We start from the raw sequence: 17,536 nt of genomic DNA, 5'->3' as shown, positions 1-17,536 counted from the left end.
TATCGATGCGTAAACCGATTATTGCAGGTAACTGGAAAATGAACAAAACACTCTCGGAAGCTGTTGCTTTCGTTGAGGAAGTGAAAAACAACATCCCATCTACTGACAAAGTAGATGCAGCGATTGGTGCTCCAGCACTTTTCCTCGCACCGATGGTAGAAGCAGCTAAAGGGTCAAACTTGAAGCTCGGTGCACAAAACATGTACGACAAAGATAGCGGTGCTTACACTGGCGAAATCAGCCCAGTGATGGTCGCTGACCTCGGCGTGACTTACGTCATCCTCGGTCACTCAGAACGTCGCGAGTACTTCGGTGAGTCGGATGCGTTCATCAACAGCAAAACGAAAAAAGCGTTCGAACACGGTCTTACGCCAATCGTTTGTGTCGGTGAAACACTCGAGGAGCGCGAAGGCGACAAGTTCGAAGAAGTCATCAAAACACAAGTCGAAGGCGGTCTAGCTGACCTTTCTGCTGACCAAGTCAAACAACTCGTCATCGCGTATGAGCCAGTTTGGGCAATCGGTACAGGGAAATCAGCGGACGAAGCAGACGCACAAAGCTCTTGTAAATATGTTCGCGACGTGGTGAAAGGTCTTTACGGTGAAGACGTAGCGGCTGCAGTACGCATCCAGTACGGTGGATCTGTAAAACCAGAGAACATCAAAGAGTATATGGCACAGGAAGATATCGACGGCGCACTCGTCGGCGGTGCTTCACTTGAAGCCGCTTCGTTCCTCAAATTGTTGGAGGCGATTTAAATGGCTAGACCAGTCGCACTCATCATTTTAGATGGTTTCGGGATGCGTGACGAATCGTTCGGAAACGCAGTCATGGCTGCGAACAAACCGAACTTCGATCGCTACTGGGAGCAGTATCCACATACGCTCTTAAACGCAAAAGGCGAGTACGTCGGTCTTCCGGAAGGACAGATGGGGAACTCGGAAGTCGGTCACTTGAACATCGGTGCCGGCCGAGTCGTCTATCAGTCACTCTCACGCGTGAACAACGCAATCAAAGACCGTTCGTTATTCGACCGTCAGGCGATGAACCATTTGGCAGGTCATGTGAAGAAACATGATTCGAGCCTCCATATCATGGGTCTCGTATCAGATGGCGGGATTCACTCGCACATCAATCACATGTTTGCCATCGTTGAGTTCGCAAAACTCCACGGCATCGAAAAAGTGTACATTCACGCGTTCACGGACGGCCGTGACTGTGATCCGAAATCAGGAGCTGGTTTCCTCAAAGAAACAGAAGAAAAGCTTGCTGAACTCGGTGTCGGTCAAGTCGCTAGCGTGTCTGGTCGCTACTATGCCATGGACCGCGACAACCGTTGGGAGCGCGTCGAGAAAGTATACGACGTCCTCGTAAACGGTAAAGGCGAAGTTGGCACGGACCCAGTCGAAGTTCTCAAGAAGTCTTACGAGAACGATTTGACGGATGAGTTTGTGTTACCAACTGTCATCGAAAAAGATGGAAAGCCGGTCGCGACAATCCAGGACAATGATGCCATCATGTTCTTCAACTTCCGTCCGGACCGGGCGATCCAACTCGCAAAAGTGTTCAAAGAGAAAGTCGGCTTCAAAGGCTTCGAACTCTCAAGCAAACACCCAGAGAACATCTTGCTCGTCTCGATGACGAAGTTCTCGGATGAGGTCGACACGGATATCGTCTTCCCACCGGAAGATTTGAAAAACACACTCGGGGAAACGCTCTCTGCACAAGGGTACAAACAACTCCGTGCTGCAGAAACAGAGAAATACCCACACGTCACGTTCTTCTTGAACGGACAAAAAGAACAACCATTCGAAGGTGAGGATCGTCTCCTCGTCCCTTCACCGAAAGTCGCGACGTACGACTTGCAACCAGAAATGAGCGCATATGAGCTCACAGACGGTTTGCTCGAGCGTATCGAGTCAGATGAGTATGATGCATACATCATCAACTTCGCAAACCCGGATATGGTTGGTCACTCAGGGAAGCTTGAGCCGACGAAGAAAGCGATCGAAGCGGTCGACGAATGCCTCGGTAAAGTAGTGGACGCATTACTTGCTAAAGGTGGCGCGGCCATCATCACAGCGGACCACGGGAACGCGGACATCGTCACGAACCCGGATGGCTCACCGATGACGGCGCACACGACGGAACCTGTTCCATGTATCGTCACAAAAGAGGGAGTCGAACTGAAACCAGTTCTCGACGGCGCACTTTGCGACCTCGCCCCAACGCTTCTTCACCTTCTCGGTGGAGAGCAACCAGCTGAAATGACTGGTTCGTCAATCGTTACAAAATAATACAACTATTTTTCAAACGAAAAGGAGCGATTTTTCATGTCAATGATTACAGAAATTTACGCACGCGAGATTTTAGATTCACGCGGTAACCCATCAGTAGAAGTAGAAGTCTTCACAGAAGACGGCGGTTTCGGCCGTGCCCTCGTCCCATCAGGCGCATCAACAGGTGAGCACGAAGCAGTTGAGCTTCGCGATGGCGACAAGTCACGTTACCTCGGTAAAGGTGTCTTGAAAGCAGTTGCGAACGTGAACGACACGATCGCACCAGAACTCATCGGCTACGATGTATTCGACCAAAACGCAATCGATGCGAAAATGATCGAACTCGACGGTACGCCAAACAAAGCAAAACTTGGTGCAAACGCAATCCTCGGTGTATCGATGGCAGCAGCTCACGCAGCAGCAGATGAGCTCGGTCTCCCACTTTACACATACCTTGGTGGATTCAACGCGAAGACACTTCCAACACCAATGATGAACATCATCAACGGTGGTTCGCACGCGGACAACAACGTGGACTTCCAAGAGTTCATGATCATGCCTGTTGGCGCGCCTACATTCCGTGAAGCGCTCCGTATGGGTGCTGAAGTATTCCACGCCCTCAAATCAGTTCTTTCTGGTATGGGTCTTAACACAGCTGTCGGTGACGAAGGTGGTTTCGCACCAAACTTGAAGTCTAACGAAGAAGCGATCACAGTTATCCTTGAAGCGATCGAAAAAGCTGGTTACAAACCAGGTGAAGACGTCTACCTCGCAATGGACGTTGCCTCTTCTGAGTTCTACGACAAATCAACTGGTAAATACGAACTCGCTGGCGAAGGCAAGTCACTCACAACTGCTGAGCTTGTAGACTTCTACGCTGAGCTCGTTGACAAGTACCCAATCCTCTCAATCGAAGATGGTTGTGACGAAAACGACTGGGATGGCCACAAGCTTCTCACAGACAAAATCGGACACAAAGTTCAACTCGTTGGGGATGACCTCTTCGTAACGAACACATCTAAACTTGCTGAAGGTATCGAAAAAGGAATCGCAAACTCGATCCTCATCAAAGTTAACCAAATCGGTACGCTCACAGAAACATTCGACGCGATCGAAATGGCTAAAAAAGCTGGTTACACAGCAGTCGTCTCACACCGTTCTGGTGAAACAGAAGACGCGACAATCGCAGACATCGCTGTTGCGACAAACGCTGGACAAATCAAAACTGGTTCACTTTCACGTACAGACCGTATCGCGAAATACAACCAACTTCTCCGCATCGAAGACATGCTCGGCGATGTAGCGAAATACGACGGTATCAAGTCGTTCTACAACCTTAAAAAATAATTGATTGATTGTTTCAGGCTCGCCAATCGGCGGGCCTGTTTTTTTGTGTGGAATAACCGTTTAATCGACGGTGGGAAAACTGATCGGTCGTCAACCCGTCTTGCGGCACCGATGCTTTCTGCAGGCAATCCACGGAGCCTCCTCGCGCTTATGCGCTTGCGGGGTCTCCGCGAGATTGCTTTCCTGCAAGAGTCACGGTGCCGCTTCGACGGGCGTGAACGCTCGGTGTCGAACCTCCTCGTGCTGTATACTGAACGTGACTGATAAAGGGTAGGGGGAGATTGGATGGATCAATCGAATGAACAAGAAAAAAGGTTGAGCGGTGGGAACGTGTCAACTGTCTATAAAAAGGGAATTACGTCTATCGCACTCAAAAGGAAGGCAGCGAGCGTATTCATCGATGGTTACGTCACTTGGAGGCAAAGCAACTTTCCGGAGTGCCGCATTTTATTGGAATCGATGATCGAGGAAGAGAAGTGTTAACTTACTTGGAAGGAGAAACCGCAGACTATCCTTTGAAGTCTTACATGTGGTCCGATGAGGCAATTCAAGACGCGGTTCGGCTGATGCGTCAGCTACATGACGCGACAGCGGATTTCGAGTGGGGATCGGAGTGGCCTCCACTCGACAATACACCACAACCGTTCGAGGTCATCTGTCATAACGACTTCGCTGTCTACAATACAATTTTCCATGAAAGAAAGGTAGCGGGAGTCATCGATTTTGACTTGGCTGCACCGGGACCGCGGGCTTGGGATATCGTCTACGCGCTTTATACGTTCGTTCCGCTCAGTCGTCGTCATCAAGCCGAAACGGGAGAAGTCATCTATTATGATGCCGATCGAGATGATGCGATCTATAACAAGCGTGTATCTTTGTTTCTCGAAGCCTACGGTTGGGATCAAGCGGAGGTCGACTTGTTCGACATGTTGCAACGACGCATCGAAGCGCTCTGTCTGTTGATGAAACGAAAAGCTGCGGAAGGAGACCTCGCCTTCCAAAAGATGATTGACGAAGGACATTACGATCATTACCAAGAGGAACTTCGGTTTATTCGAACGCATGGACAGAAGTGGTTCTGAAACAATCTGAAGCGGGAATATAGAAAATGAAGCATGAATGGGGAGGCGATTTTCGTGATGATGCTCGGATTTCTTTTCTTGGTATTGCTCATTGGATTCGGCATATGGTACTATCTCAAATCGCACCGGAATGACGATTGGTCATGACAACATTGTCATGACCTCTCTTTTGTGTCTGTTTGCACAAAATTTGGGTATACTCTCTACATAACGAGTAAAGGAGCCCATGCTTATGACGCGAGTACGTAAAGCCATCATCCCAGCCGCCGGTCTCGGCACCCGCTTCCTTCCCGCCACGAAAGCCATGCCAAAAGAAATGTTGCCGATCGTCAACAAGCCGACCATCCAGTTCATAGTCGAGGAAGCCGTCGCTTCAGGCATCGAGGACATCATCATCGTCACGGGGAAGAACAAACGGGCGATTGAAGACCATTTTGACCGTGCGCTCGAACTGGAACAGAACCTCGAATCGAAAGGGAAGACGCGCTTGCTCGAATCGGTCCGACATTCCTCGAATTTGGCGAACATTCACTACATACGTCAACAGGAGCCAAAAGGTCTCGGTCATGCGATTTGGTGCGCCCGGAAGTTTATCGGAGACGAGCCATTCGCCGTCTTGCTCGGGGACGATATCATCGAATCCGATGTGCCGGCGACGAAGCAGTTGATCGACCAATATGAGGCCCACGATCGTTCGATCATCGGGGTGCAGCGTGTCCCGTATGAAATGACGAACCGATATGGTATAATTGACCCGCTTGCCGTCGAAGGGAAGCTCATCCCGGTGCGGACGTTCGTGGAGAAACCGCCCATCGATGAGGCCCCGTCGAACTTCGCCATCCTCGGTCGCTATATCTTGAAACCGGACGTCTTTGAGGCGTTGGCGGGACAAGAGGCGGGAGCCGGGGGCGAGATTCAATTGACGGATGCGATCGCACGCTTGAATGAGGCGCAGACGGTCTTCGCCTACGAATTTGACGGTCGACGTTACGACGTCGGAGAGCCGATCGGGTTCGTCGAGACGACGATTTGCCACGCGCTCAGCGATCCTGATTTAAAAGATGACGTCCATGCCCTATTGAAACGGCTCGTGGACGAACTTGATCAACAGTAAGGTGTGTTATTTTTGAAAACAATGCTTATGGTGTGTCAAAACTATTATCCGGAGATCGGCAGTGCCGGCAACCGGATGCAAAACATTACGCATTTGATGAAACAGCGCGGGTATGAAGTCGAGGTCATCACGGCCGCTCCTTCGTACCCGAGCTTTGATATGTACCAGGACGACCGCTTCTGGAACGACCAAGAGTTGAACGACCAACCGTTCATCAAGCGACTCATCACGAAGAAACGGAAGCATACGTCCAACATGGTCAGTCGTCTCTTCCTGTTCCTCGAACAGATGGTCAAAGGAATCCGGGAAGTCCGCAAGCTCGAATTGAAGCCAGACGTCGTCTTTGCGACGACCCCTTCTTTTTTTATGGCGTTTGTCGGTGCTTACGCGAAACGAAAGTATCGCGTCCCGTTCATCTTGGACGTCCGTGATCTTTGGCCAGAATCGGTGAAAGGGGTCGGCGTCTTCAAGTACGATTGGGTGCTCACGCCAGCGTTTTGGATGGAGAAACGGCTGTACCGTGTCGCCGATGAAGTCATCATCAACTCGGAAGGATTCCGCAGCTATCTTCGTCAGCGCGGTGTGCCGAACGAGAAGATTCACTACATGCCGAACTCGATTCGGGAAGCGGAGCGCACGCTCGAGCGGACGATTCCACCGGACGACCGGATGGAGATCTTATACGCCGGGAACATGGGTCTTGCCCAAGATGTGTCGTTGTTACTCGAACTTGCCGAACGATTCCGGGACGAGCCACGGATCCATTTCAAATTGATCGGCTACGGCTATCGGAAAGAAGAGTTGAAGCAGACGATCAAAGACCGTGGCTTCCAAAACTTCTTGTTCCTCGAGGCGATGCCACGGACAGAGGCGTTTCAGGCGATTAAAAATGCGGACGTCGCATTCGTCAGTCTGATCGAGCAAGAAGTGTTCGATACGGTCATCCCTGGGAAACTCATCGACTATATGGCGGTCGGCAAACCGATTGTCGCAGCAGTGTCAGGCCATGCGGCGAATGTCATTGAAGCGGCGGAAGTCGGCTACGTGTCACGGAAACGTGACATCGATGAGATCGAGCGAATCCTGCGGAAGCTCCTCGACCGACCGGATTTACGGGAGGCACTCGGGGCGAACGGGATTCGTTACGTCAAAGAGAATTTATGTTGGGAAGAGAATATCGACGTGTTAGATCAAGTCGTACAACAGTTAGTGATGGAGGAAACACGATGAAGTCAGTATGTATGTTTGTATGGAACCATTTTACGAATGATGCGCGCGTCCTTCGTGAGTGCTCGGCACTCGCCGAGGCAGGCTATGAAGTCGATTTGATCGCGCTTCAAGATCCGAAAAATAAAGAGCTTCCAAAAGAAGAGATGCGTCCGGAAGGCTTCCGCGTCATCCGCGTGAAGCGTCAACCTTCGATTCTCGTCAACGCGCTCAAGTTCGCGAAGAAGACCTATCAATGGGTGAGCGAGAAGCGGACCCGCCAAATCGGTGCTGGACTCGTCGGTGCCGGGTTGTTCCTACTCGCGCCGATCACGATGCTCGCACTTGGAGCGGCCGTCGGGACGGTCTTGTTGCCGCAAGTGCGTAAGCAAATCGTCAATGCGAGTGCGATGCTCGAGATGGTGTTCGCTTCGACGAAAAAATCGTATGACTTTTACCATGCGAACGATTTGAACACGCTCCCGCAGGCACTCCTCGCCGGGAAAGTGTTCAACAAAGGTCGGATCGTCTACGACTCGCACGAGGTACAAACGGACCGTACGGGTTACGGCTATATTCAAAGTAACCTCGAGGGCTGGCTCTTGCCGTTCGTCGATACGATGATGGTCGAGAACCATACGCGAGCGGCGCACAACGAAGAGTTGTACGGATTCTATCCGTACGTGCTCCACAACTATCCGTTCTACCGTCCGCTCGACTTCTCGCTCCGTAAGGACTTGCATGCGCTTCTCGACTTACCGAAAGACGAGAAGATCCTCTTGTATCAAGGGGGCATTCAAGCGGGACGCGGTCTCGAACAGCTCGTGCTCGCTGCGAAAGACTTCAAAGAAGGGACCCTCGTCATGATCGGGGACGGGAAGCTCAAACCGACGATTCAACAGTTGATCGAGACGGAAGGGGTCGGCGACCGCGTCAAGATGATTGACAAAGTACCGGTCGAAGCGTTACCTTACTATACGATGAACGCCTATTTAGGCTTCCAAGTATTGAACAACGTCTGCTTCAACCATTACTCGGCCTCGTCGAACAAATTGTTCGAGTATTTGATGGCCGAAGTACCGGTCGTCTCATGCGACTTCCCTGAAATCGAACGGGTCGTTGCGGGGAACGATGTCGGGGTGCTCGTCGATTCGCATGATCCACAATCGATCGCGGACGGCGTCAACCGGATGATTGAAGACCAAGCACTCTATGCGCGTGTCAAAGAGAACACGAAGACCGCGCGTGAGAAATATAACTGGGATTTGGAAAAAGAGGCACTCTTAAACGTCTACGCGAACGCCGCGGAGCGCAAGTTGCCGATTATGAAAGACGGTGCGCCAAAGCCAGTACAATCTTAAGACTGCGGCTTTTGCCGCGGTCTTTTTTCTATGGAGGGAGGACATTTATGAAACGTCAACAACAACATCTATTGCGCCAACAAGTATGGCGCAAGCTACAAACCATCTCGGTGAAGGACATCGCCTGGATTATCGCGGGCTCTTTCATTCTCTCGTTCGGGGTCAACTACTTTACCGTACCGAACGACTTCTCGGAAGGTGGCCTGCTCGGGGTCACGATCATCCTGTACTACGTCTTCGGCTGGGACCTCGGGCTCACGTCGATCATCGGGAACGGGATTCTCTTTATCGTCGGCTATAAGCTGCTCGACCGTCGGACAATGGTCTATTCGGTCATCGCCGTCATCGCGACGTCATTCTTCCTCAGTCTGACACATGACTGGGGCAGCCCTGCCGAGGACAAACTGCTTGCGGCCGTCTATGCCGGAATCATGATCGGGGTCGGGATCGGCATGGTGCTCCGTGTCGGCGGGACGACCGGCGGGGGTGTCATCATCGCCCGACTCATGGAGCGCTATCTCCACTTGAGTGTCGCCGTCTCGATGTTCATCATCGATGCGATCGTCGTCGCGACATCTGGCTTCTTCTTAGGGGAACAAGTCGTTCTCTATACGCTCATCGCGATCATCATCGGCTCGTGGGTCATCGATCTCGTCGCGGAAGGTCTCAACATCCGCAAGGCCGTCACGATCATCAGCGATAAGCAAGAAGAGCTCGCTGTCGTCTTGACGGAGACGCTCGGACGCTCGGCGACGATCATCCATGGACATGGTTACTACACGAAGCAGGATAAGAACATGTTGTATATGATCGTCGACAAACGTCAGATCGCGCCACTCAAAAAAATCGTCCAAGTAACGGACGACCGCGCCTTCGTCGTCATCCACCAGGTGAAGGAAGTCATCGGCGAAGGGTTTAGCTACCCGTCCCGATAATTTGAATGCTGGTGTTTTATTGATAACTTCTATATAATAAAAGGCGTGTAAATAGAAGGAGGAACTGACTACTATGCAAACGATCGCTACAATCAGCCTACTTGTCGTGGCTGTCTTATTGATTGTCGTCGTACTGCTCATGTCAGGTCGGTCGCAAGGTCTTGGAGCGATTGCAGGTGGCGCGGAGCAGTTGTTCGGACGCCAGAAAGCACGCGGCTTCGATGCTGTTTTGAACCGAACTGCAGCTGTACTAGGCACTTTGTTTTTCATTTTAGGATTACTAGTCGCATCATTATGATGATAAGGCTGATCGTTCTCGATTTTCACGTGAGGCGGTCAGCTTTTGTTTTTTCGATTTATTTTTTGGGAATAATGTAGATACGAGGAGATGACAGATCAAATGAAAGTGACAGCACCAAAACCGTTCTTCTTCGAGGGCGGAAAACGTGCCGTGTTGATGTTACATGGCTTCACTGGATCGAGCGCGGATGTCCGCATGCTCGGTCGCTTCCTTCAAAAAGAAGGATACACATGTATGGGACCGATCTATCGTGGTCATGCCGTCCCACCGGAAGAATTACTCCAATATGGACCAGAAGACTGGTGGGAAGACGTGTTGGACGCCTACCAGACGCTCGTCGACAAAGGTCATGAGGAGATCGTCGTCTGCGGACTCTCGCTAGGTGGCGTGATGTCGCTCCGTCTCGCCGAGGAGAAAGACGTCAAGGCGGTCATCCCGATGTGCGCACCGACGGGAATCGATGCCGAGGACCGCTTGTATAAAGGAGTCCAGGCATATGCCCGAGAATATAAGGGTAGAGAAGAAAAGTCGCCGGAACAGATCGAGCAGGAGATGGCAGCGTTCAAACCGATGCCAACCTTGAAAGACCTCCGTGCCTTCGTCCGCGACACGGCGTCGAAGCTCGAGGACATCTTCGTCCCGACACTCGTCGTCCAAGGCGCCAAAGACAACATGATCGACCCGGAATCGGCGAATCAAATTTACGAGGCGGTCAACACGTTCCAAAAAGAGTTGCTCATCTACGAGAACTCGGGACACGTGATCACACTCGACAAAGAAAAAGAGAAACTGCACCAGGACGTGCTCGATTTTCTCGAAACGTTAGACTGGTCAGTCTAAGAAGGAGGTGTCACGTTGAATTTACGTGACCAATTACTAGAGATCTTACAGGCGAGCGAGAAACCGCTCTCTGTCGATCAACTGACCGAGCGATTACAGCTCGCGTCGACGGATGACTTTAAAGAGCTCATTCGCACATTGAATGCCCTCGAGGAAGAGGGCGCCATCGGCCGGACGCGGACGAACCGTTACGGGACGCTCGCCACGCTCGGACAAGTCGCGGGAATCATCTCGATTCATCAGCGCGGCTTCGGCTTCTTGTCGGTCGAAGGGGAAGCGGAAGACGTGTTCTTGCCGCCCGACCAACTGAAGGACGTCTACCATGGCGATACGATCCTCGTCAAAAAACGCGAGGACAACCGTGGCAAGACGGAAGGGATTTTATTGAAAGTATTGAAGCGCGGACTCTCCGAGTTCGTCGGGACGTATACGCTCCCGAGCGGTCGACTCGACCAGTTCGCCTTTATCGAGCCGGATGACAAACGCATCAACTTCTGGCCGGTCGTCAACCCGGACAAATCACTCGGTGCCGTCGACGGACATAAAGTCGTCGTGCGCATCACGAAGTATCCGGACGGACGCTTCGCCGGTGCCTGTGACGTCGTCCGCATCATCGGGCATAAGAACGACCCTGGCGTCGACATCTTGTCGATCGTCTATAAACACGGCATCCCGACGGAGTTCCCAGAGGACGTGATCGCTCAGGCGAACGCGGTACCGGACGAAGCGGACGAGAAAGACTTCATCGGTCGCGTCGACCTTCGTGACGAGACGATCTTCACGATTGACGGCGAAGATGCGAAAGACTTGGACGATGCCGTCCACGTCAAGAAACTCGATAACGGGAACTACGAGCTCGGTGTTCATATCGCCGATGTCTCGCATTACGTGAAAGAGGGCTCACCACTAGACGTTGAGGCGCTCGAGCGCGGGACGAGTGTGTATCTCGTCGACCGCGTCATTCCGATGTTGCCGCACCGACTCTCGAACGGGATCTGTTCCCTCAACCCTCACGTCAACCGCTTGACGCTCAGCTGCGTAATGGAGATTTCTCCGCAAAACGGGAAAGTCGTTCGCCATGATCTGTTCCCGAGTGTCATCAAGACGACGGAGCGGATGACGTATACGAACGTCCGTGAGATCATCGAACGTGATGACGAAGAGACATTGAAAAAGTACGAACCGTTCATCGGTGAGTTCGACCTCATGGCCGAGCTCGCGGAAGTGCTTCGGAAACGTCGTAACTCGCGCGGTGCCATCAACTTCGATTTCGCTGAGGCGAAGGTTGTCGTCAACGAGGAAGGGAAGCCGGCAGATATCGTGCTTCGTCCACGTTCGGTCGCCGAGAAGTTGATCGAGGAGTTCATGCTCGCGGCCAACGAGACGGTTGCGGAACACTTCCACAAGATGGACGTGCCGTTCATCTATCGTGTCCACGACAATCCGAAACCGGACAAGCTCGACTTCTTCTTCGACTTTGTCGCAAACTTCGGTGTGCATATTGAACGCATCAAAGGACAGACGGTCGAACCGAAGACGCTTCAAAAGATTTTGAAGGCAATCGACGGAGAACCGGAAGAGCCGGTCATCAGTACGATCATGCTTCGTTCGATGCAACAGGCGAAATATGACGACGTCTCGCTCGGTCACTTTGGACTCGCGACAGACTTCTATACGCACTTCACGTCACCGATTCGTCGTTATCCGGACTTGATCGTCCACCGTCTCATGCGCACGTACGTCTTCAACAACGATTTGTCGGAGAAGACGATCGCGAAGTACGAGGACCGTCTCGGGGCGATCGCCGAACAGGCATCGAAACGGGAACGTCGCTCGGTCGACGCAGAGCGCGAGACACAGGCGCTCAAGAAAGCCGAATACATGGAAGCCCATCTCGGTGAAGAGTTCGATGGTGTCGTCGCCGGCGTCACGAACTTCGGGATGTTCATCGAGCTTCCGAATACGATCGAAGGGCTTGTCCGTCTCCAGTCGATGGATGACTACTACCACTTCGACGAATCACAGCTCATGTTGCTCGGCGAGCGGACGAAACGTCAATTCCGCATCGGGGACGCCGTCCGTGTCAAAGTCGACGCCGTCAACTTAGACGAGCGGACAATCGACTTCACGGTCGTCGGCATGCCGAAACGGGAACCGTCAAGCCGTCGCCAACCGACGACAATCAAAGCGAAAGGCGGTCGTCCGAAGAAGGACGAGAAAGACCGTCGTGGCGGTCGCGGTCGGGACGACAAGAAGAAGCGCGGCAAACCAGGAAGACCTGGGAAGCCGGGCAAACCAGGTGAGAAACCGAAACGAGACGGGGAGAAGTCTTCCCAAGGCCGTTCGGCACTCGACCTGAAGAAGAAAGACAAGCACAAACGAAAAGGCGACGCCAAACGAGGTGCGAAGAAACGTCGCTGACGGGGAAGGGCTCGTCCCTTCCTCCGTATCTTGTAGATAAAGGACTGAATGTGTATGGCCAAGAAGAAAGATTCGAACGCACTCGCCCAAAACCGCAAGGCGTCCTTCGATTATGCGATCGAAGATACGATTGAGGCGGGCATGGTGCTCACAGGGACGGAAATCAAATCGGTCCGTCAATCGAAGATCAACATCGCGGATGCGTACGTCCGGTTCGATGGGGGCGAGGCGACGCTTCACAACTGTCATATCAGCCCGTTCGAACAGGGGAACCGCTTCAACCATGACCCACTCCGCGTCCGAAAGCTATTGTTGCATAAGAAGCAGATCAATCAGCTCATCGGGGCGTCAGGGCGTGATGGCTACACGATTATCCCGCTCAAGGTGTATATCAAGAACGGGTTCGCCAAGTGCCTGCTCGGCGTCGGAAAAGGGAAGAAGAAGTACGACAAACGTGAGGACTTGAAGAAGAAAGACGCGAAGCGTGACGTCGACCGTGCGATGCGCGATCGGCAAAAATACTGACAACGGATCCTAATTGTGGTATACTAAACAGAGTACCAATTACCACCTCGGGGACGTTATGGATTCGACGGGGGTAGGTCGGTCGTATGTGGCGTGTCGAGGGGTCGGCCTCGTTAAAACGCAAACGCCTATAACTGGCAAAACTAACACACAACTCGCAGCAGCCTAAGTGCCCTGCGGATCCTGACATCCATCGCTTGTGTGGATGACTTTCAGGGTCTCAAACTAAGCAAGCTACGCTTCAACCTCGCCGTCTGAGGGCGCGAAGAAGAGATGAAACAGACTGGATGCGACAACGCCTGTTTATCGGCAGTGTCACATCGAGATTCAATAGATAAACTACACACGTAGAAGCATACGTTACGATGCCTTCGGACGCGGGTTCGACTCCCGCCGTCTCCATTTTGAAGCAGTCTGTAACGACTGCGATCAATGATTTTCATGAAGACCTTCTAATTTCATTGAGATTAGAGGGTCTTTGCTTTTGATTGAAGCCATGAAGAAAGGAAGGTGAAACGCATGGGAAAATATCAATTAGATAAGAGAAGCAAAGTAGCTGCGGCGAAGTACCAAGACGGCAAAAAGCCGACTGTCTCGAACAAGAAAGAACGATTGAACCAGCTTCGTGAAGCATATTTGCAGAAACAACAAGAGAGGAAGTGATCTGGTGAAGGATTATTGAGTACCTGCTCATTAATCCTTTTCTTTTGGGGAGCGGACACCGGTTATTAGGTTTTTGATGAGAATCAAGGGATTGATCATCTTTTTGTTGAATAGAAACTATGAGTTGTTTTTTGAAAATCGTCAAGTAATTATACATACCAAAGGAGGAGTTCACATGTCTAAAAAATCGACGGAATTGATTGTGAATGGCGTCAAAAAATATGGTCCGACAGTAGGCAAACTTGCATTAAAACATAACAAAGAAATCATGGGGGCTTTAGGATCAATCAATTTAAAGAAACGACCGAAGAACCCTGATGACTCGGAGCAAAGCCCTAAAAAAGTCAAGAACAAGCATCCGCGAAAGCAACGGTATCAGTACTATTTAACCGAAGTGACACCTACGCTAGACACTCGAAATCGAGATGAGTTGTTCCAATATAGATTAGAAGTGGAGCAATGCATTCAACAAATCAAAATGGAACAAGCACAAGACATCGTCATCAAAAAACAAATTCATGAGGGGCGAATCAAAGAGTGGGAATCCATTCTCTCTCTCATCGTGAGTCAAATGACCATCAAGGACTATATGGAATTTTTAAGACTCTTTAACAATCCAGAGTATCAAAGTGATTATTTCGCGGGCTTTGAAGGGGATGTGGAGAAGTTCAAAAAATTGAATACGGTCGAACAGTATGATGCGCTCGTTCAGTATGTTCATGAAAAGACAATGATTGATATCGAACAAATCAAAAGAGAGTTTTCTGCTCCTGTTTGATGTGTGAGATCCACTTCTTTTCTGCATTCGTTATAATCAATAGTGTAATGGATGGAGGTGGAGTCGTTGGGATGGGATTTAAGTGTCGCTGAGGCGAAAGATGTGTATTTAACCGAATCAGACCTATGGCGCTTTACACAACAATTTCTGATGAACGCTTCTCATACGACGACGTACAAACACGTATTGATGAAGGTGTTACTGGAATGTACGACAGAATTGAATGAATCAGGTGTCGTGTCATTTCATCAGATTGCCAAACATGTGACGAAAATCTATTGGAATCTCATCGTCAAGCATGGGCTGACACAGATGAATCAACTAGGGAAGCAGAGCGCTGTTGAAAACGTGATGGTCTCCTTTCAGAAAGAACACAACATTCCGTCAGATTGGAACTTTGACCGTTTACCAGAGCATCAACAAAATCAATTGATTCGGAACGTGAATCAGTTTTATAAAAAATACGTATACGGTTCTTTCTATCGCTCTTTTAACGAAACGATTTACTCTTTCAATCGAAAAGAAGAATGGATTCAACTCGTTCCAGCGTATGTCGTTTTCTTTGAAAAATATAAGCGTGTTCTCATGAACGTGACAAACTATCAGTTAGCCATCTTTTTAGAAAAATACAATTCCCAAGATGCGATGGAACGAATCTTGAGCAAGCTGGAGTTTGTGTCTGCCCGTCAGTCGCTTGAGGAGTTTAAACAAATTTTATTAAGTCACGGGCACTCAATGTGCTTCTATTGCCTAAAGCCTGTAAAACAAATTCACGTGGATCATTTCATTCCTTGGTCTTATATGCAAAATGATGTCTTATGGAATTTTGTGCTGTCATGCCCGACATGTAATACGAGTAAAAATAATCGATTAGCGAATATCGATTATCTCTACAATTTGGTAGAACGAAATCATGAACTGCGTACGGCAGAATACATGTCTACATACAAAGAATCGAAACTCATTCATTTGTATCACTATGCCGTTCAAAATGGATTTGAAAACAATTGGGCTCCGAAGACATGAAAAGAGTCGAACCTAATTAAACAGGTTCGACTTTTGTTTTAGTATTCACTATAGTTGAACAGCATAGACATCAGCACATCACTTTTAACTTTCACTTGAATATTTGTATGTTAGTTTCTAATACTCAGTTCTTTAGTTCTTAAAATTGTTATGATACTCATCGAGCTAATCCCGACCCCAAGCAATGCTATAATCGCTGTAAACATACCGTTTGGAATCATAAAACCAATAGGCAACATTCCTAAAAAAGATATAGCGATTACTCCCTGGTATGCAATGTTTAGATATGAAATAATTGGATTTGAAAAGAACGACATGATGAGTGGTGGAATAAATAATACGACAACAATTCCTAGCGACATAAATAATGTCATTTGTATCTCCGGTGTCATTTCACCCAATCGATTGATTTGTAAAGTAATAATAAATAGAGCTAACCCCATCATCAATAGTACCCATAAGATTTTTTTGATCATTTAAAGTCCCCTTCGATTTTTAATTTTAACATTTAAACCCATTATATCCAAAATTAATCTTTATAAGTGCACAAATGCTTCATTACCATAATCCATGGAGAAAAAGAAATAAGTAATGCGTAGGTGAATAAACAGTGTCAAATAATTTAGAAACTTTAATTGTGTCAGGCCGGTTTAAAGAAGTAAAAGACATCTATCAAACTACTGATTTTGAAACATTTAAAAATGATTTATTAACTTTGGCGTATGATAATGAAAATCTGTCGAATTACTCCGTACTCGTCTATCTGTTATTGGACACAGAGGACGATAAATTACATGACTTAGCTTTTCAAGTCCTATCACAGCCCCTTTGCCACATTGAAGGGGCTTATACCTCTTCCTTATACCATGCTCAAAGAGCCGTGGATTTGACTGATGCTGCAGATGTGAAGCGCTTAGAGAACCTGTTATTTCTGAACATCGTCCCAGAAAAGATTGTAAGTGATGAACAAGCAAAGTCCATCGCGGAAAAAATTCTTGTTCTAGATCCAACAAATGAAGTTGCTAAAGACACTTTATATTAAACCTAGAAAATCATTTGTTCGCGTAGACCAATGGTTTTCTTTAGTTCGTGTCACTGAATAAGGGAATAACCAACTAGTCTCATCTAATCCACTTAAGCCATCAATTGTATGAAAGACAATCTGCACACCATTTTCATCTCTACATTTCTCGACTGAATAAATCAAAAGGATATCTTCCTAATTTTGAATAAGTATGCAGAATCTAACCTTAAACCTGGGGGGGCGAATGAATGAAAAGGATTTGTGATTGTGAAAATTTGAAAAGAATTACTATAGAGGCGGATGTGGGGGCGGACCCGACATGGTGTGCGACCTGTCGATACAATATAGAATTGAATGAGTTTACGATTTCTGACCAATTGAAGCGTGATTTCTATGAATGGGTTAGTCGATTCGGAGAATGGATTGACTGGGACACGGATGCACTTGCTAAAGGATGGGAAATCAAGGTGGAGCAACATAATCGTGAAGGAGACTTACTTTCGGAGCGTTTGCAAGTAGCGCTTGGTGAAGCATATGAAATTGAATTCACGCCTATAACATACGATAATTTTACAAAATCCTGAACTTCACTAGAAACGGTGATTCCAAAAATTGTATGTTACACTAAGGGAAA

19 protein-coding genes and 1 other RNA gene are annotated in these 17,536 nt (G+C 49.1%); 19 read left to right on the top strand and 1 reads right to left on the bottom strand.

Annotated features, from left to right (window positions below; genetic code table 11):
- The first annotated feature begins 5 nt into the window (after nucleotides 1-5).
- From tpiA to KNO73_RS07090, 17 genes are all read left to right on the top strand, one after another.
- Nucleotides 6-758, top strand: a complete 753-nt coding sequence (gene tpiA, locus KNO73_RS07165; protein WP_078147302.1) for a triose-phosphate isomerase — start codon at nucleotides 6-8, stop codon at nucleotides 756-758.
- Nucleotides 759-2,297: a 2,3-bisphosphoglycerate-independent phosphoglycerate mutase gene (gene gpmI / locus KNO73_RS07160; RefSeq protein ID WP_012726909.1), complete on the top strand. Its 1,539-nt coding sequence runs from the start codon at nucleotides 759-761 to the stop codon at nucleotides 2,295-2,297.
- Between the two features lie 36 nt (nucleotides 2,298-2,333).
- On the top strand, nucleotides 2,334-3,626 hold the full coding sequence (gene eno / locus KNO73_RS07155; RefSeq protein ID WP_012726908.1) for a phosphopyruvate hydratase: 1,293 nt from the start codon (nucleotides 2,334-2,336) through the stop codon (nucleotides 3,624-3,626).
- Between the two features lie 285 nt (nucleotides 3,627-3,911).
- Nucleotides 3,912-4,109 (top strand): hypothetical protein, encoded by a 198-nt coding sequence (locus KNO73_RS15135; protein ID WP_353047360.1) that lies wholly within the window; start codon nucleotides 3,912-3,914, stop codon nucleotides 4,107-4,109.
- Nucleotides 4,110-4,153: 44 nt separating this feature from the next.
- A complete protein-coding gene (locus tag KNO73_RS07150) occupies nucleotides 4,154-4,708 on the top strand; it encodes a phosphotransferase (protein WP_353048430.1) in 555 nt (184 codons plus the stop codon).
- Between the two features lie 232 nt (nucleotides 4,709-4,940).
- Nucleotides 4,941-5,822 carry a UTP--glucose-1-phosphate uridylyltransferase GalU gene (galU, locus tag KNO73_RS07145; protein ID WP_078147301.1) on the top strand — a complete coding sequence of 294 codons (882 nt, stop codon included), beginning with the start codon at nucleotides 4,941-4,943 and terminating at the stop codon, nucleotides 5,820-5,822.
- 27 nt (nucleotides 5,823-5,849) lie between these two features.
- The gene (locus tag KNO73_RS07140; RefSeq protein ID WP_251024941.1) at nucleotides 5,850-7,052 is read left to right on the top strand and encodes a glycosyltransferase family 4 protein; all 1,203 of its coding nucleotides are present in this window, start codon (nucleotides 5,850-5,852) and stop codon (nucleotides 7,050-7,052) included.
- Nucleotides 7,049-8,389, top strand: coding sequence for a glycosyltransferase (locus tag KNO73_RS07135; RefSeq protein WP_078147299.1), 1,341 nt, complete (start codon nucleotides 7,049-7,051; stop codon nucleotides 8,387-8,389). Before KNO73_RS07140 ends, KNO73_RS07135 begins: the two co-directional genes overlap by 4 nt.
- Nucleotides 8,390-8,436: 47 nt before the next feature.
- On the top strand, nucleotides 8,437-9,324 hold the full coding sequence (locus tag KNO73_RS07130) for a YitT family protein (protein WP_012726903.1): 888 nt from the start codon (nucleotides 8,437-8,439) through the stop codon (nucleotides 9,322-9,324).
- A gap of 73 nt (nucleotides 9,325-9,397) precedes the next feature.
- Entirely contained in the window at nucleotides 9,398-9,622 is a 225-nt protein-coding gene (gene secG / locus KNO73_RS07125) for a preprotein translocase subunit SecG (RefSeq protein ID WP_012726902.1), read from the top strand.
- Nucleotides 9,623-9,712: 90 nt separating this feature from the next.
- The gene (locus KNO73_RS07120; RefSeq protein WP_483299280.1) at nucleotides 9,713-10,465 is read left to right on the top strand and encodes an alpha/beta hydrolase; all 753 of its coding nucleotides are present in this window, start codon (nucleotides 9,713-9,715) and stop codon (nucleotides 10,463-10,465) included.
- Nucleotides 10,466-10,480: 15 nt separating this feature from the next.
- Nucleotides 10,481-12,886 (top strand): ribonuclease R, encoded by a 2,406-nt coding sequence (gene rnr, locus KNO73_RS07115; RefSeq protein ID WP_214683878.1) that lies wholly within the window; start codon nucleotides 10,481-10,483, stop codon nucleotides 12,884-12,886.
- Nucleotides 12,887-12,940: 54 nt separating this feature from the next.
- Nucleotides 12,941-13,411 (top strand): SsrA-binding protein SmpB, encoded by a 471-nt coding sequence (smpB, locus tag KNO73_RS07110; protein ID WP_012726899.1) that lies wholly within the window; start codon nucleotides 12,941-12,943, stop codon nucleotides 13,409-13,411.
- 49 nt (nucleotides 13,412-13,460) lie between these two features.
- Nucleotides 13,461-13,816, top strand: a transfer-messenger RNA (tmRNA) gene (gene ssrA, locus KNO73_RS07105).
- 114 nt (nucleotides 13,817-13,930) lie between these two features.
- Nucleotides 13,931-14,074 (top strand): alcohol dehydrogenase, encoded by a 144-nt coding sequence (locus tag KNO73_RS07100; RefSeq protein ID WP_214683880.1) that lies wholly within the window; start codon nucleotides 13,931-13,933, stop codon nucleotides 14,072-14,074.
- Between the two features lie 175 nt (nucleotides 14,075-14,249).
- On the top strand, nucleotides 14,250-14,852 hold the full coding sequence (locus KNO73_RS07095; protein ID WP_078147297.1) for a hypothetical protein: 603 nt from the start codon (nucleotides 14,250-14,252) through the stop codon (nucleotides 14,850-14,852).
- Between the two features lie 66 nt (nucleotides 14,853-14,918).
- Complete coding sequence (locus tag KNO73_RS07090; protein WP_168169852.1) at nucleotides 14,919-15,878, top strand: HNH endonuclease signature motif containing protein; 960 nt, start codon at nucleotides 14,919-14,921, stop codon at nucleotides 15,876-15,878.
- 110 nt (nucleotides 15,879-15,988) lie between these two features.
- Here KNO73_RS07090 and KNO73_RS07085 read toward each other — a convergent pair whose 3' ends face one another.
- On the bottom strand, nucleotides 15,989-16,354 hold the full coding sequence (locus KNO73_RS07085) for a hypothetical protein (RefSeq protein WP_078147295.1): 366 nt from the start codon (nucleotides 16,352-16,354) through the stop codon (nucleotides 15,989-15,991).
- A 134-nt stretch (nucleotides 16,355-16,488) separates the two neighbouring features.
- Here KNO73_RS07085 and KNO73_RS07080 point away from each other — a divergent pair, with 134 nt between their 5' ends.
- Together KNO73_RS07080 and KNO73_RS07075 are read left to right on the top strand one after the other, a co-directional pair.
- Nucleotides 16,489-16,920: a hypothetical protein gene (locus KNO73_RS07080; RefSeq protein WP_078147294.1), complete on the top strand. Its 432-nt coding sequence runs from the start codon at nucleotides 16,489-16,491 to the stop codon at nucleotides 16,918-16,920.
- Nucleotides 16,921-17,177: 257 nt separating this feature from the next.
- Nucleotides 17,178-17,486: a hypothetical protein gene (locus tag KNO73_RS07075; RefSeq protein WP_215112244.1), complete on the top strand. Its 309-nt coding sequence runs from the start codon at nucleotides 17,178-17,180 to the stop codon at nucleotides 17,484-17,486.
- The last annotated feature ends 50 nt before the right edge of the window (nucleotides 17,487-17,536 follow it).

Origin of the sequence: Exiguobacterium sp. s83 (assembly GCF_018617095.1) — a bacterium.
In the GTDB taxonomy this organism is placed as follows: Bacteria; Bacillota; Bacilli; order Exiguobacteriales; family Exiguobacteriaceae; genus Exiguobacterium; species Exiguobacterium profundum.
The sequence above is the reverse complement of the archived record's forward strand: the minus strand, read 5'-3'. Positions and strand labels throughout refer to the sequence as shown.